The organism is Chryseobacterium sp. MA9 (assembly GCF_024399315.1).
GTDB lineage: Bacteria > Bacteroidota > Bacteroidia > Flavobacteriales > Weeksellaceae > Chryseobacterium.
Genome location: NZ_CP075170.1, coordinates 1,677,126 through 1,691,784 on the forward strand (window position 1 = coordinate 1,677,126; position 14,659 = coordinate 1,691,784).

Here is a 14,659-nt window from a genome sequence, read left to right on the forward strand (position 1 = left end):
CAAAATGGCTACAGACATCCCGTAATTCATTATATTTCGGTAGCTTCTCCTTTGTAAAAAGGGAAAACCATATTGCTTCTTGTATTAGTATTTCTTACTTCGTAGTTAACTTGTATTAAAACTTCTCCCTGAAGCTCTTCCTGAGTATCTATTTCAATACTTAGAATGTTGATTCTGGGTTCATGATATAAAATAGCACGCTCAACGATTCCTTTCATTTGGGTAATCAGCGTTAAGTCCAGAGGTTTAAAGAGCATTTCCTGCAAGTCACACCCATAGTTTGGGAACATTACACGTTCACCCCGGGCGTGTTGACAATAAAATCTTAAGGCTGTTATTGATGTCTTCCACATCTGTGGTCATGGCCAGTTTTCCTTCAGTTTCATTAAACTCAGGCGGAAAACTCCAGCCTGTTCCTAAAAAATCTGTATTTATTTTCATACGTTAATTTGTTATATTGAATGTTCACATCCTGCATCTGTAGCATAGAGTTTTGGTTATTTTAACCGTTTTTGTTATTGATGTTTTACATTTTTAGTTTTAGTCAGATCCTATTTATAGGGAGCTAATGATTGTATTAAAAGCTGCCTTCAATATTATCCGCCTATTAAAACAGTAGCTTCACCTGCGGTTATCACTCCTCCATGAGCGGTAGAATCTCCCATTCTTGCGGCAGGTTTCCCACCTATTAAAACACTTGAAGACCCTGATGCAATGGTGTCCGGTGGTCCGGTACATACTGCTTTGTCTCCTTGTCTTGCTGCGGGCATTCCGCCGATAAGCACTGTGGGTTCTCCTGCCGGCATTATAGGACCTCCTACATGGGGAACATTTCCCGTTACCATAGGGCAGGTATGCATATCTGTAATTCTTGCTGCCGGTTTCATGATTATTAATTAATTTTAACTTGAGATCCTTTTACTACTGTTACTGCTCCTGATTTAAGCTCTGAGCCGGAACTGCCTTCTGCTTTAAATTGAGCACTTGCTTTTACATTGATATTGGTTCCTTCCATATTAATGTCTCCTTTTGCTTTGATCTTGATGTCTTTCCCGCTTTCCATACTGATACCGTCTTTATTAAGGGTAAGAATATTAGAATGCTCATCTTTTATTGTAATGACATCGGCATCTTCGTCTACAATCACTTTTTTACCTTTTGGTGTTTCCAGTGTGTACGAAATTTTGTCGTCATTAAAAATCATTTTCATTTCGCTTCGGGTAACAAATCCTTTTTCGTGATTATCGTCAGAAGCTACAATAGGAGCTGGTTTTGCACTGCTGTTCAGCATTCCAAGCACAATGGCATCATTGGGGTCATCATTAATAAATCCGATGATAACCTCATCTCCTATTTCCGGTCTGAAGAATGATCCTCTGTTTTCACCTGCATCAAGGGTGGCAATACGTGCCCAGATTCCTTCTTCCTCGCTATTAATGATAGGAATCTGTACCAGAATTCTGTCTTCTCCGTCCGGATCTGATTCCAGTTGTGATACTACCCCTACATGCAATCCGCTTATGGCAGGCATAATTCCTGAACCAGACATTTCACTTACATCATAGGTTTCGGAGAACCATGTTGGAGAAAGTCCGAATTGAGCATCCACCAGCCAATTTCCTTCAGCGATTTCATGACGGACACCGGTTATGTATATTTTCCCGTTGAATCGGTTTCCTACTCCTTGCAGTGTTAATGAAGCTCCTGGTATCACAGATGGGATTCCCTGGAGTTTTACTCTTCCTCTTGTTTTGGCTAATTGCTGGAAAGTGGCTTTGGCATCACCCCATTCCTGCAGTTCCCCTTGGGTAAGATTTCCACCATGCTTAAGCTGCAGGTCTTCAATTCCGAAAACATTGGCTAAATCACCTGATGAAAGATTTCCGTTGAGATTAATGGCAGGATCCTGAGCTTCCACTTCTGTCAGTTCCTGATCGGTATAGCTCCATGTTTTGGCTGTAATCTTGCTGAATTGATCTCTGGCATCAATTTCTCCGTCAAATTCATGTACGGATGATCCGTAAACCACTGTTTCTACGGCTTCAGCCCTAAAATCAGGTTTGGCAATTTTGATGGTTCCATCTTCAACGGAACAAAGTTTACCGTTTACCTGCGCTCTGGTAAGCATAAAATCCCAATCAGAAGCCTGGTACTGAACCAATTCCTTATGAGAATTTGAAGTAGCTTCAACATCGGCAGTAAGCCCGTTATTACTAATGAGTTCTTCCATGACATCACTGTCTGTGCTTTCGTAGAAATATTTGCTTTTTCTTCCTAAGGTCATTTTTACAGCCTTATCTCTGCATTCTACAATCAGGTAAGAAGATCCACTTCTGATTTTTATGTTGTGCTTTACAACAACTCCTTTAAAAATGGTTTCTTCTTCAGAATGGTATCCGGCGGTAATCTCAATTTCTTTTCCGGGAATTAACAGATCTTCATTACTGAGCTTGAAATCCTGCTCCGGTACACTTCCGTCTAAAATAACAATGCGGGCATAAGGAATTCTGTTGAATTCTTTTTCCACGACAATGCTTTTCACACCGTACTTCCCCGGCAGTTCTGTTCCTCCGGACATGACCTTATAGGTGACTAAATCCGGATTTTTTGCTGTTTGTATGTATCCGCTATTATTCATATTATGAAACTTTTTCTAATGGCGGAAAGAATAATTCCTGGCCTGGTTTTAACTGTCTGAAATTAACAAGGTTATTTACTTTAGCTACCTCCAGATAATATTTGGAATCTCCATAAATACTTTCGGTCATTAATGGCAGTGTATCGCCGGCCTGTACTGTTCTTTTATGGGTAAGATCCGGTGATTCCAGCTTTTCAATTTTACCGGCAAGTTTCGGACTTGTTGATTCACTGAATGTTGCCTTTCCTATGGCTCTCAGAGGCTGGCCTTCGTTATCAAATAACTTATATTCTATCGTTAATTCAGAAAGCACACCTTTAAATTCAAAACTTCCCCAATTAAGGATAACATTATAGGGTTTATGGATAGAGCCCACGAGCTCGCCTGTCGCTTTATAAAAATCTTTAATCTGTTGGGTAACAGCTGTTTTTGCAAAGGATTTTCCTTTAATTTTATTAATCAGTTTAAGTCCTGAATTTGCTTCCGTAACCCCTGTCCCGTCAAATAGAAATTCTAATTGCAAATCAGGTGATGCTGATGAGGTATATCCTAAATTAGGTTTAGAATTACCATCTGCCTGGTCTGTATTATATTTCGTTTTATAGGTCATAGAAAAACCTGTCGGATTGATAAAAGCTTTAAAAGCACCGCTCTGAATTCTTTTTTCATAATCGGAGTTTTCGTAGGTCCCGATTGTCAGTTTTTGAATTGCTCCTCTCATTATCTTTCTTTTTTACGTTGTTCTATCTTTGCGGCCTGCTCCACACTTTCACTGATCGCACGCATAAGCAGTGCTTCATCTACCGATGCGGCAGTTGTGGTAGCTGCAGCTTTTTCGTCCACATTTATTTTAATGTGAAGCTCTTTTATTTCTATTGGCATTTCGTTTGTTTTTTAATCGATCATTAATATTCAAAACACTAATAACCAATGATTTAACATGTTTGTTTTTAAAAATCCAAGCACATGAAGGGTGTGTTCAGTCTCTGTTATAGACCAATCTGTTGTTTTTGTGAAAAAAGATTTGGGTAAAAGTTATCTTTAAACTAACACACGTTCAAGTGCTTAGATTTGATTTAGAAATTACAAGCCTAAGCTTGCTAACGATGAGGGTATTGTGAAATATCTATATTTCAGTTCTATTGTTTCAATAGCAAGTTTGCTTTCTTCTGCGTTGAATTCTGATACTTCCCATCTTACGGGGTATGCTCCAACTACATTCCAAACCATTAGGGGTGCTGTAGACTGAATTCCCCCTGAAAGAGTAATGATCAGGTCTCTTGGTTCAAACTGGAAGTTTTCCATCGCATTTCTGCACCAGCTTATCAATCCGGAACTTACGATTAACCCACGTTTAAGAACCAGATTAGGATATTTGGGTCTCAAAGGAAGTTGGTGTGTAAACCTGTTTTCGCCTCCTTCGGCATATTCTTCAGTTCCAATTTCTGTTGATAAACCAGATATAGATTGAAATCTGGAGTCAATACCCTCTGTTGTTGAAATCCCATTAACAATAAAAGAGAAACTGGTTGGAGGATATAAAACTGCCATGATTAGTTATTTTCAATAGTTAATCCTTCGTGTGCAATTTCCAGAGTTTCAATAGCCACCTCGTTACCTTCAGCTTTTAAATCTGTTGATTGTAATTTAAGCGGGAATGCATTTTTCACTTTCCAGGTTACTGCAGGAGCTCCTGTTTCATCCAAAAGGGAGATCGTGATAGATCTGCGTTCTACTGTACTTAGCTGAATACTTTGGAACCAGTCGAAATATTCGTTATCAGTTTTGAAAGTTCCTCTCTTTAAAGTGATGTTACTGAAAGTTTTCATTCCAGGCATTTTAATCTTACTAAAGTCCGGACTTGCGCCATGTCTGTATTCAATTAAAGCTGCTTCAACATTTAAACCGCTCACTTCCTGGAAACCTACTTTTGTTCCGCCCCAATCTACTTCAAAGGCAAACTTTACTAATGGATATGTACTCATAATGTTTTTATATTTAGTTGTTATTTAATTTTATTTTATGCTTCCTGTAATTTGTGTGAAAAACGTAACACGATAAATTCAGCCGGGCGTACTGCAGCCATACCGATTTCAATGATCATTCTTCCTTCTAAAATATCCTGAGCAGACATTGTTTTGTGCAAACCAACGCTTACGTAATAAGCTTCTTCCGGCTTGCTTCCTGCTAATGCACCGTCTCTCCACTGCTGATCAAGGAAATTCTCGATCATAGCCTGTACACGAACCCATGTATTGGCAGTATTCGGTTCAAAAACGAAACGTTCTGTAGCTTTCTTCACAGATTCTTCTACCATATTGAAGAATCTACGTACAGGTACATATTTCCATTCGTTACTGTTTCCGTCTAGTGTTCTTGCTCCCCAGACTAACGTTCCTTTTCCTGTGAAAGTTCTGATCGCATTGATTGATTTTCCTGCTACCGCATCTACGTTAAGACCGTCTTGTACTTCATTGGAAATTTTTACAACTGGTGCCAGTACATTGCTAATTGCTAAATTAGCAGGCGCTTTCCATACTCCGGAAGTACTGTCTACTTTGGCATAAATTCCGGCAATTGATGAAGATGGAGCCAATACCAATCTTTTAGATTCAATTTCTCTTTTTGCCTGGTTGTACAATGCTGAGCTTTTTGATTTTAGCCATGCTAAATTATTTTCATTCTGAGGCATTGTAACATCCACAAGGGCTCCTGAAGCATTGATTTCTTTATAGCTATCGATTTTAACATCTTTATCATCAAAGCTATAGCTTAAAACTGTTTCTAATTTTGGATAATATGCAGCTCCATATTTTAATCCTGTAGCATTTACTCCGGTTCTAAAAGCAGCAGCGTCTTCAAAAACATCCATAATAACGAATCTGTCTTTCAAGTCTTCTGCCTGATCCAAAGCTTTATTGTATAACTTGTAAGCATCTGCTCCTAAAACTTCAGCATCCGGGAAAACAATAAGCGTTGGCTCATCTTCTTTTTCCAGTGATTTCAGTCCGAACCATAAACCGCCAGCAACCGTTTCTGTTCCTAATACAGGAGTTTTTTCATAGTCAGCTACTGAAACAATATAGCATGGTCCGCCACCGTTAGCAAAATACATTTGCATAGCATAATGCATTTTATAAGGACTTAGCTTGGCGTTGTCTACTTTTGCAGTCACAACAGTATCTTCAATCGAAATGGAGATCGCTGTTTTTTCATTTTTTGCTCCTCCAAAAATCGTTTCGTATTCCAACATAGAAGAGATTCTTGTTGGTTCATTTCTTGGTCCTTTATCCGTATGCCCGATAAAAGCAGGGATAGCCGTTTCTACTTGTGCTACAGATGGTGGGAATTTCGCAATTTCTTCTACGTAAACTCCAGGTGTTTTGTAATTCATTTGTTAAAAATTTAAAGTTAATATTAGTTATTTTCAATAGTTAATCCTTCGTGTGCAATTTCCAGAGTTTCAATAGCCACCTCGTTACCTTCAGCTTTTAAATCTGTTGATTGTAATTTAAGCGGGAATGCATTTTTCACTTTCCAGGTTACTGCAGGAGCTCCTGTTTCGTCTAAAAGGGAAATGGTAATAGATCTGCGCTCTACCGTGCTTAGCTGAATACTCTGGAACCAGTCGAAATATTCGTTATCAGTTTTGAAAGTTCCTCTCTTTAAAGTGATGTTACTGAAAGTTTTCATTCCAGGCATTTTGATCTTACTGAAATCAGGACTTGCGCCATGTCTGTACTCGATTAAAGCTGCTTCAACATTCAAACCGCTCACTTCCTGAAAACCTACTTTTGTTCCGCCCCAATCTACTTCAAAGGCAAACTTTACTAATGGATATGTACTCATAATTTATTTTTAATTTTAATTGTTATTTAATTTTATTTTATGCTTCCTGTAATTTGTGTGAAAAACGTAACACGATAAATTCAGCCGGGCGTACTGCTGCCATCCCGATTTCAATGATCATTCTTCCTTCTAAAATATCCTGAGCAGACATTGTTTTGTTTAGACCAACGCTTACGTAATAAGCTTCTTCCGGCTTGCTTCCGGCTAATGCACCGTCTCTCCACTGCTGATCAAGGAAATTCTCGATCATAGCCTGTACACGAGTCCATGTATTGGCAGTATTCGGTTCAAAAACGAAACGTTCTGTAGCTTTCTTCACAGATTCTTCTACCATATTGAAGAATCTACGTACAGGTACATATTTCCATTCATTGCTGTTTCCGTCTAATGTTCTTGCTCCCCAGACTAATGTTCCTTTTCCTGCGAAAGTTCTGATCGCGTTAATTGATTTTCCTGATGTAGCATCTACATTAAGCAGATCCTGCTCTTTGGTAGAAATTTTTTCTGCAGGAAGATCTACTAAACTAAGTCCTACATTAGCAGGCGCTTTCCATACTCCGGAAGTACTGTCCACTTTGGCATAAACTCCGGCAATTGCTGATGACGGCGTCAATACTACTGATGCAGATTCGATTGCTTTTTTAGCCTGATTATACATTTCAGAATTAGCAGTCTTCAATTCGGCTAAAGTGGTAATACCAGATGCACCGGTAACTAACACATCAGCATCTTTGAAATCATAGCTTAAAACAGTCTTCAGTTTTGGATAATAAGCCGCACCATATTTCAGACCTGTAGAAGTTACTTTATCTCTAAAAGCAGCAGCGTCTTGAAGAATATCCATAATGACAAACCTGTCTTTTAATAATTCTGCCTGATCCAAAGCTTTATTGTACAAAGCATAGATTTTGCCGATAGCAACAGAATCACCTGCTCTGGCAGTAACAAGACTGCTGGCAGCAAGAGCATTGGTTTCAATAGTTGCAGCCGAAGTTAAATCTGTCTCAAAAGCAGTTGCAACATTCTGAGCAGCAGCTTTAACAGTAGCAACAGTAGCATTAGCAACAACAGCAGCAATCTTAACAGCAGCTACAACAGCCTGACCGCCCTGAGCTCCAGCAGCCTGTAACTCGTTAGGATTAGCAACATTAAACTCAGCAGCTTTAGCAACAGCAGCAGCAACAGCAGCGTCTACATTAGCACCTGCAACAGCGTCTGCAACAAGGCCTGCAATACTTTTAGCCGCAGAAACAATATTTTTAACTTTTAACGCTGTAGTGACAACAGCAGAAGCAGCAGAAACATCAGCAGCAGAAGGAACTAAACTTTGAAGATCCGGAAAAACGATCAGGGTAGGTTCGTCTTCATTTTTTAATAATTCAAGCCCGGATAAAAAAGCTTCTGCCGGTGTAGGAGCACCTACAGCCTCCGGACTTTTATAATCTCCTACAGAAACAATATAACAAGGCCCACCACCATTGGCAAAGTACATCTGCATGGCATAATACATTTTAAAGTCGCTTACCTTGGTTGGCATTGCTGTGGCAACACCGTCTTTGAAAGCTACAGCGAAGATTTCCGGGTTTGCTTTTCCAAAAAGTTCTTCATACTCCAACATCGAAGCAATTCTCGTTGGTTTATTTTTCGGTCCATCCGCTGTATATCCAATAAAAGCAGGGATAGCCGTTTCAACTTGCGCTACGGAAGGGGGAAATTTTCCTTGTTCCTCCACGTAAACTCCAGGGGTTTTGTAATTCATTTTAAAAAATTTTACGTTAATATTAATTATTCTTCGAAGTAAAACTTCGAATATTTATTCGTGATTGATTTATTGATTTTATCTTTTTAGAATTGTTGCAATTTGTGCGAGAAGTTGAGTATAATAAACTCTGCCGGGCGTACTAATGCTATTTTGAGATTTACATTCATCGTAGTCGTTCCTTCTACTCCCTTAACTGTTACTTCGTAAGCTTCTTTCGGAGTGCTGCCTGCTAATGCACCCTCCATCCATTGCTGGTTAAGAAAATTTTCTAACATTGTTTTTGCCCGTAACCATGTGTGAGGGATATTAGGCTCATTCATAAACTTGTTGAGTGCATCGTTGATCGATTGTCTGATCATATTATAATAGCGACGTACATGTACATACTTCCATTCGTTATCTTTTCCTTCTTCCATTCGTTATCTTTTCCTTCATCATTTTTATCTTTTCCTTCAAGGGTTCTGGCTCCCCAGATTAAGGTTCCTTTTCCTGTAAAGGTTCTGATCGCATTAATTGATTTTCCGAAAGCATCTATGTTTAAAGCAGCCTGTTCCTGATCGGAAATTTTTTCTGTCGGAGTAATGACATGGCTAATATTGATATTTGCCGGGGCCTTCCACACACCTCTTGTACTGTCTATTCTGCCGTATGCTCCTGCTATTGCTGATGATGGTGGTAATACAACTTTTAACGACAGCATTTCTTTTTTCACCTGATTGTATAGTGCCGAATTGGATGATTCTAAATTTTTAAGTGTTATCCCGTTTGCATCTCCTTTTTCGTCTTTTATCTCAAGGATTGCCGTTTTTAATGCATCAAACTCTCCACTGAAAACAGGTGCATTTTCGTCTAAACCATCAGGGATCATAAAATCATCTATTATTCCGTCATAGATGGCTTCCAGCACAACTTTTGCCTCATCAATTACTTCTGTTAAAGCATTTTTTTTATCTCCTGCATCTGCTGTTTCATTCACTTCTTCTGCTATCGCAATAGCCTGATCTAATAAATCAGCAAGGACGTAAGCGTCAGCAGATCCAGTTGAGATTTCGGCACTTGCCAAACGTTTTAATTCATCTAAAGCGGCGATCTCACCCGCATAAAAAAGGGCACTTCCTTGTCCTGCTTTTTGTAAACCGGTATGTATTATAGGTGTTTTAGTCTCATCAAAAGTATAATTCAAAATGGTTTTTAAGTGAGGGAAGTAAGCTGCCGCATGATTAGTTGGGTTTACTTTACTTCTAAAAGATTCAATAGTGGTAAGATTGTTTGATTGGATGACAGAATTCCCGTAATAGGTGTCCAGTATAACAAATCTGTTTTTATTCTCATCTTTAGCTTTATCAATTGCCTGATTGTAAATGCTATAAAAATCAGATTCATTGGCTAGCGAAATAGCATCAGGGAAAATAATAAGAATTGGTTCTTTAATGTTTTTATGATCAATCTTACCCAGTCCTGTTTCCAATGAGGATAATTGTACTTCTGCTGACGTATAATCTCCTACAGAAATGATATAACAAGGTCCGCCGCCATTTGCAAAATACATTTGCAGCGAATAATACATTAAAAACTGTGCATGAGGTGCTACAATAGTTGCTCCTTTACCTTCTACATCCTGTAGCTGGATATTTTCTTCTTTTGCTTTTCCAAAATATTGTTCATATTCTAAAAGAGAGCTGATTCTGAAAGGCTCATTATACCCCACAGGGAGTAGTTCGGTATACCCAATAAATGCTGGCATAGCTGTTTCTATGTATGCAACTGAGTATGGAAGTTTTGTAATTTCTTCAACAGAAACACCTGGTGTTGCTGGATTTAACATGTTTAAAAATTTAAAGGGTTATTAGTTTTTAGTTTTTGCTTTTATGATTAATCAACTTTAATACTTTGTATATTAATGTCATTAATTAATTTAACAGGGACTACCTCCTTAGCCGCAATTTTTATCACGCTGATTTTATATAAAGCAGAAGGCATTATTTTTCCGCCTAATAATCCCCAGACGTAACTTAGCTGTTCAAAGGGAATGGAATGCAGTTCAATTCTGAAACTGAAATTGTTTTGGGGCTCAAGATCAACATATTCCAGAACATTCTTTGCCTGAAATACCTCAATAACTTTTGAAATACTTAGTAAAGATTTGCTGTATGTGCTTCTGTTGGCAGAGATCATTACATATAGATTTAAGTAAGCCGGAGTGCTTTCCTTATCATATCGAATCGGATTGTTGTCTACCACAACCTGCTGATACCTTGATCTGTTTTTCAATGTTGATTCCTCCTCAATGTTGAGCAGACTAATTACTACTTTGTTACTAAGTCCCTCAGTGTTGTCATCATGTTTTGCGATGTCATCAACAACAGCAATTTCAATTTCGCCAGGAACGTTAGGATCCCATAAACCATCCGGAGCATTTAGCTGATTTTTTAAAACTGTTAATACTTTATTAATCATAATTTCTGTTCTTAATTATTATGGTGCAAACATACAATCACACCCCCTCAAAAGACAAATATTTTGAGGGCTCAATACAGTCTTTGCAGTAAATAGGATTTTAATTCTTATAAAAGAAAACTAAAAACAACACTATTAATACACTGACAACAAATACATTAAAAACGGTATTAAAAAATTAAATTCTAGCCCGAAGATTTTCCTCCTCTTATGATGGCCAAATTTCAGTCTGTTAATTGAGTCTCATTCTGCTTTTAAAAATCATTGTATTTCAACACATGATTGTCCATTAATTACATGGCTATTTTTAGTGGTCTGTATTTTCCGAATGATTAATAATTGAGTACGATGATGGATTGTCTAAAGTATTGGTTCTCCAAAAAAATCATATGCTTTCCTGATTAGAAAGATCAGCTTTTTCGCAACCAGTAATTTCCAGAAAATATAACTCTGCATCATTAGGATATGATTTTGCCTTTTACTGCAAAGACAGAATAGAGCCCCCTTATAATTCGCAAAATAGGATCTCTTCTTTCTAATTTTGACCCAATAATTTAAAAAACTTTAATCATATGAATATTAAAAATCTTTTCAGCAAGCGCAATGAAATCATTGGTGGTCATTTTAACGAACTACGCTCAAAATTGGGTGTAGCAAATCAAAACGAAGAAGCTATTTTCTCATTAAGGGAACAAATTTGTAATGCATGTCCTTTAAAAAACGGCAACAATTGCAATGCAATGAAATGGCTCAATCCAGATACACTAGAAGTGATAGATGGTCCAAAAGATGGATTTGTCAGAGGCTGCGGATGCAGATTGAGTGCCAAACAGAGATCAAGATTCAGTCTTTGTCCTGCAGGTTTCTGGGGTGGAGAGTTCGACAAAAAGTAAGACTGTCTGACGACTTCCAGTATTTTATAATTTAATCCTATTCAATGTGAAGCAAGATCATATCATTCAGAAAGTTTTTCTTGAAATTACCGTTAACAACAAAGAAAAAGCATTGCGTATAAAAGATGATATTAACAGCTTTTTATCTATTGATGTTTTTCCGGAAATAGAAAAGCATATCAAGGCTTTAGAATATAAGTTGGCCGGCCATACCCTACAGATTCCCCGTTTAGAATTAAATGTGGAGGTAAAAAGCAGCGCATTAAACACGGAGTTAAAAGATCAAATAGCTGAACTCTTTAAAGAAGAACTGGCAGAAATTACCAATCCCATTGAAACTTCCCATCAGGAAACAGAAAGTGAGGCTAAACCCTATCTGGTAGATCATCAGGAAAAGATGCTCAGAGCTTTTATCTATTTTTTAGAAAAAGGAACTATGCCCTGGTGGAATTCGGAAAGCAACAATATGGCTATTTTGGAATCAACGGTTTTTGATCGCCTTATTTTGGCTGATAGCTTTCAAAAAAGCATTATATCTGTTTTGTCAAAAGAAAATGTTCGAAACCGACTTATCAATCAGCTTTCCAATGAACAAATTGCGCAATTATGCCTGGCGATTTTGAAAAACAAGGAATTGAAAATCAACCTGGAAACTGATACAATACGTCATATATCAAAACTGAATCATACAGACAGAATTGCAATATGGCGCTTGATCATCAATGTAATATCGGAGTATTGGAATACATCCAATAACCATCCCAGGGAGTATCTTTTACAGGAAATTTCAACAATAGAACAGATTGGTTTATCAACAACAAAAAACAATCATCAGAACAGGAAAACAATAGTTAAGATATTCCCTTTTATTACAGAAAATGAAATTTCTGATAGCATCAAAACTAATGTAGCAGATCAACCTGAAAATGTAAGAACCTCAATAGAACCTATTCAGGAAAAAAATGTAATAGTTCAGGAAGATGTAACCCAGAACGAGGGACAATATATTCAAAATGCGGGGCTTATTTTGATCCATCCATTCATCAAAACCCTGTTTGAACATTGTGAACTCCTTGATCCAAAAACCCAGCAGCTCATTGATCCGGAATTGTGTGCCCATCTATTGCATTATATCGCTACCGGAAAAATAAATTCTCCTGAATATGACATGATTTTTGAAAAATTCCTGTGCAATATTCCGATACACCAACCTATTAACAGACATATTAAACTTTCACGTAAGCATAAATCGCAGGCTAAAAATGTAATAGAAAGTGTACAGCATAACTGGGCTCCCATGAAAAAATCATCTGCTGCATTATTACAAAACGAGTTTTTCCAGCGACCAGGGAAATTAGTCATCACTGACTCTGATTACACCCTTATCGTAGAGCGAAAGACACAGGATATTCTTCTTGAAAAGCTTTCCTGGGGAATTGGTCTCGTAAAACTCCCCTGGCAGAAAAAATTCATCTTTGTAAACTGGTAATAACAGGGCACATTTTCTAAATATTCTAACGCTTTCAAATACTCTAAAGTTGCTGATTTTACATCAGCAATACCCTCACTGCAACCCTATTAATTCAAAATAAGATTATGAAATCTCCTATTAACTATGAACACTCATCATTAATAAAAACAAATATTAATGAAAAAACAGAAATAATCAATCCCTTATTTCAAGTCAATGCTGTAAATCATAACTCTTTAAATGAAGAAATGAAATGGTTACAATCACTTATTGAAAAGCGATGCAAAGAACTATTTCTGGAAGATGAGACAGAATTGAATATTGGTTATGAAATACCTGAACCTCCGGAATCAGATGGCCAATCTCCTTATTCCATTACGATCAACACCCATCAGCTTACTGTTGTGGACAGAATAATTTTAGCGCTGGGCATTGCTTCGGCTCATTATCCGTCCATCCTGAAAACATTTGTACAGATAGAAGAAAGCAGCAATGCATTTGCTATTGAAGCAGGTGGTGAATATGATAAAATCAACCGCAGCTTTAAGCCAACTTTTCAAACCGCACTTTTTTTGCTGGCAGGTAAAGATTTATCACTTTGGTCACAGTATGGTGCACAACTCATCAATGGCAGTGTACTATTGAAAAACGATATTATTTACAACCGTTCTTCAACAGAATTTATTCATGGAAAAATTGAATTGGATACCGCTTATCTCAATTATTTTTTATCAGGTCAGAAACCACAACTGGATCATGGTTCTTACTTTCCCGGCAGGCTTTACAAATCTGATCTCACCATGGACGATATTATTTTAGAAGATAATGTGAGGGAACAGATAAAACCCATTGGACATTATATAAAAGCATTGGAAAACGGCTTTTTCAAAACCAATGAACATAGCTTTAAACCTGGCTTCATTGCTTTATTCTACGGTTCACCTGGAACAGGAAAAACAATGCTGGCTGGTATTCTTGCTAATGCATATGGTATTGATATGTATCATGTAGACCTTTCACAGGTTGTGAGCAAATACATTGGTGAAACTGAGAAAAATCTTGAAGTATTATTCAACAGGCTGCAGGGTAAAAACTGTATGCTGTTTTTTGATGAAGCTGACGCTTTGTTTGGGAAACGTTCTGATGTAAAAGATGCTCATGACCGCTACGCCAACCAGGAAGTTTCGTATTTATTGCAGCGAATAGAAAAATTTGACGGATTAACAATCCTGGCTTCCAATTTTGAAAACAATATGGATGATGCTTTCAAGCGCCGAATAGATGTTTCTGTCAATGTAATACGACCGACTGAAACTACCAGAAAAGCCCTTTGGGAGCACTATTTGCCTAAAAATATAACTTTTGAAAGTGAGGAGCTCTTAAAACATTTAACCAAAGAGTACGCTTATACGGGTGCTAATATCCGAAACATTATGAAAAATGTTGCTATGGCATTGCATGACCGTAATGAAACCAGTATTACCTATTCATTAATAAGCACTTATCTAATGATAGAAAATGAAAAGGCTTTTGGAAAAAATCAATCCCGTCTCAGCCCATTTGTACAAAAACCAGAATAAAACCCCTAG

17 protein-coding genes are annotated in these 14,659 nt (G+C 37.6%); 3 read left to right on the top strand and 14 right to left on the bottom strand.

The features are described 5' to 3' along the window. Window positions 1–29 precede the first annotated feature (29 nt). The 14 genes from KIK00_RS07610 to KIK00_RS07675 all read right to left on the bottom strand — a co-directional run bounded on the left by KIK00_RS07610 (window position 30) and on the right by KIK00_RS07675 (window position 10,706). Window positions 30–290, bottom strand: a complete 261-nt coding sequence (locus tag KIK00_RS07610) for a GPW/gp25 family protein (RefSeq protein ID WP_255815951.1) — start codon at window positions 288–290, stop codon at window positions 30–32. 7 nt (window positions 291–297) lie between these two features. After that, window positions 298–441, bottom strand: a complete 144-nt coding sequence (locus KIK00_RS07615) for a hypothetical protein (RefSeq protein WP_255815952.1) — start codon at window positions 439–441, stop codon at window positions 298–300. Between the two features lie 155 nt (window positions 442–596). After that, entirely contained in the window at window positions 597–887 is a 291-nt protein-coding gene (locus KIK00_RS07620) for a PAAR domain-containing protein (protein WP_047421512.1), read from the bottom strand. Window positions 888–892: 5 nt separating this feature from the next. After that, the gene (gene vgrG / locus KIK00_RS07625; protein ID WP_255815953.1) at window positions 893–2,638 is read right to left on the bottom strand and encodes a type VI secretion system tip protein VgrG; all 1,746 of its coding nucleotides are present in this window, start codon (window positions 2,636–2,638) and stop codon (window positions 893–895) included. A gap of 1 nt (window position 2,639) precedes the next feature. After that, complete coding sequence (locus KIK00_RS07630) at window positions 2,640–3,359, bottom strand: LysM peptidoglycan-binding domain-containing protein (protein WP_255815954.1); 720 nt, start codon at window positions 3,357–3,359, stop codon at window positions 2,640–2,642. Beyond that, window positions 3,359–3,520: a DUF5908 family protein gene (locus tag KIK00_RS07635; protein WP_255815955.1), complete on the bottom strand. Its 162-nt coding sequence runs from the start codon at window positions 3,518–3,520 to the stop codon at window positions 3,359–3,361. The genes KIK00_RS07630 and KIK00_RS07635 overlap by 1 nt, the downstream gene beginning before the upstream one ends. A 201-nt stretch (window positions 3,521–3,721) precedes the next feature. Next, window positions 3,722–4,189 (bottom strand): phage tail protein, encoded by a 468-nt coding sequence (locus KIK00_RS07640; RefSeq protein WP_047388278.1) that lies wholly within the window; start codon window positions 4,187–4,189, stop codon window positions 3,722–3,724. A 2-nt stretch (window positions 4,190–4,191) separates the two neighbouring features. Beyond that, window positions 4,192–4,623 carry a phage tail protein gene (locus KIK00_RS07645; protein ID WP_034699490.1) on the bottom strand — a complete coding sequence of 144 codons (432 nt, stop codon included), beginning with the start codon at window positions 4,621–4,623 and terminating at the stop codon, window positions 4,192–4,194. Window positions 4,624–4,658: 35 nt separating this feature from the next. Beyond that, a complete protein-coding gene (locus tag KIK00_RS07650; RefSeq protein WP_255815956.1) occupies window positions 4,659–6,032 on the bottom strand; it encodes a phage tail sheath family protein in 1,374 nt (457 codons plus the stop codon). 23 nt (window positions 6,033–6,055) lie between these two features. Further along, entirely contained in the window at window positions 6,056–6,487 is a 432-nt protein-coding gene (locus KIK00_RS07655; protein ID WP_034699490.1) for a phage tail protein, read from the bottom strand. Between the two features lie 37 nt (window positions 6,488–6,524). Continuing rightward, a complete protein-coding gene (locus KIK00_RS07660) occupies window positions 6,525–8,246 on the bottom strand; it encodes a phage tail sheath C-terminal domain-containing protein (RefSeq protein WP_255815957.1) in 1,722 nt (573 codons plus the stop codon). Window positions 8,247–8,332: 86 nt separating this feature from the next. After that, on the bottom strand, window positions 8,333–8,608 hold the full coding sequence (locus KIK00_RS07665) for a phage tail sheath C-terminal domain-containing protein (RefSeq protein ID WP_255815958.1): 276 nt from the start codon (window positions 8,606–8,608) through the stop codon (window positions 8,333–8,335). Further along, window positions 8,605–10,074: a phage tail sheath subtilisin-like domain-containing protein gene (locus KIK00_RS07670; RefSeq protein ID WP_255815959.1), complete on the bottom strand. Its 1,470-nt coding sequence runs from the start codon at window positions 10,072–10,074 to the stop codon at window positions 8,605–8,607. Before KIK00_RS07670 ends, KIK00_RS07665 begins: the two co-directional genes overlap by 4 nt. Window positions 10,075–10,121: 47 nt before the next feature. Then, complete coding sequence (locus KIK00_RS07675) at window positions 10,122–10,706, bottom strand: DUF4255 domain-containing protein (protein WP_255815963.1); 585 nt, start codon at window positions 10,704–10,706, stop codon at window positions 10,122–10,124. Between the two features lie 572 nt (window positions 10,707–11,278). On the opposite strand from KIK00_RS07675, the gene KIK00_RS07680 reads away from it, so the two are divergent. From KIK00_RS07680 to KIK00_RS07690, 3 genes are all read left to right on the top strand, one after another. Further along, window positions 11,279–11,599, top strand: a complete 321-nt coding sequence (locus KIK00_RS07680) for a hypothetical protein (RefSeq protein WP_255815964.1) — start codon at window positions 11,279–11,281, stop codon at window positions 11,597–11,599. Window positions 11,600–11,645: 46 nt separating this feature from the next. After that, on the top strand, window positions 11,646–13,088 hold the full coding sequence (locus KIK00_RS07685; protein ID WP_255815965.1) for a contractile injection system tape measure protein: 1,443 nt from the start codon (window positions 11,646–11,648) through the stop codon (window positions 13,086–13,088). 107 nt (window positions 13,089–13,195) lie between these two features. Further along, complete coding sequence (locus tag KIK00_RS07690) at window positions 13,196–14,650, top strand: ATP-binding protein (protein ID WP_255815966.1); 1,455 nt, start codon at window positions 13,196–13,198, stop codon at window positions 14,648–14,650. Window positions 14,651–14,659 lie beyond the last annotated feature (9 nt).

Bases quoted from the DNA above. Each gene is read 5' to 3' on its own strand.
- KIK00_RS07615 (WP_255815952.1), bottom strand. From the start codon at position 441: ATGAAAATAAATACAGATTTTTTAGGAACAGGCTGGAGTTTTCCGCCT.
- KIK00_RS07670 (WP_255815959.1), bottom strand. From the start codon at position 10,074: ATGTTAAATCCAGCAACACCAGGTGTTTCTGTTGAAGAAATTACAAAA.
- KIK00_RS07655 (WP_034699490.1), bottom strand. From the start codon at position 6,487: ATGAGTACATATCCATTAGTAAAGTTTGCCTTTGAAGTAGATTGGGGC.
- KIK00_RS07675 (WP_255815963.1), bottom strand. From the start codon at position 10,706: ATGATTAATAAAGTATTAACAGTTTTAAAAAATCAGCTAAATGCTCCG.
- KIK00_RS07680 (WP_255815964.1), top strand. From the start codon at position 11,279: ATGAATATTAAAAATCTTTTCAGCAAGCGCAATGAAATCATTGGTGGT.
- KIK00_RS07635 (WP_255815955.1), bottom strand. From the start codon at position 3,520: ATGCCAATAGAAATAAAAGAGCTTCACATTAAAATAAATGTGGACGAA.
- KIK00_RS07650 (WP_255815956.1), bottom strand. From the start codon at position 6,032: ATGAATTACAAAACACCTGGAGTTTACGTAGAAGAAATTGCGAAATTC.
- KIK00_RS07660 (WP_255815957.1), bottom strand. From the start codon at position 8,246: ATGAATTACAAAACCCCTGGAGTTTACGTGGAGGAACAAGGAAAATTT.
- vgrG (WP_255815953.1), bottom strand. From the start codon at position 2,638: ATGAATAATAGCGGATACATACAAACAGCAAAAAATCCGGATTTAGTC.
- KIK00_RS07640 (WP_047388278.1), bottom strand. From the start codon at position 4,189: ATGGCAGTTTTATATCCTCCAACCAGTTTCTCTTTTATTGTTAATGGG.
- KIK00_RS07690 (WP_255815966.1), top strand. From the start codon at position 13,196: ATGAAATCTCCTATTAACTATGAACACTCATCATTAATAAAAACAAAT.
- KIK00_RS07645 (WP_034699490.1), bottom strand. From the start codon at position 4,623: ATGAGTACATATCCATTAGTAAAGTTTGCCTTTGAAGTAGATTGGGGC.
- KIK00_RS07665 (WP_255815958.1), bottom strand. From the start codon at position 8,608: ATGATCAGACAATCGATCAACGATGCACTCAACAAGTTTATGAATGAG.
- KIK00_RS07610 (WP_255815951.1), bottom strand. From the start codon at position 290: ATGTTCCCAAACTATGGGTGTGACTTGCAGGAAATGCTCTTTAAACCT.
- KIK00_RS07620 (WP_047421512.1), bottom strand. From the start codon at position 887: ATGAAACCGGCAGCAAGAATTACAGATATGCATACCTGCCCTATGGTA.
- KIK00_RS07630 (WP_255815954.1), bottom strand. From the start codon at position 3,359: ATGAGAGGAGCAATTCAAAAACTGACAATCGGGACCTACGAAAACTCC.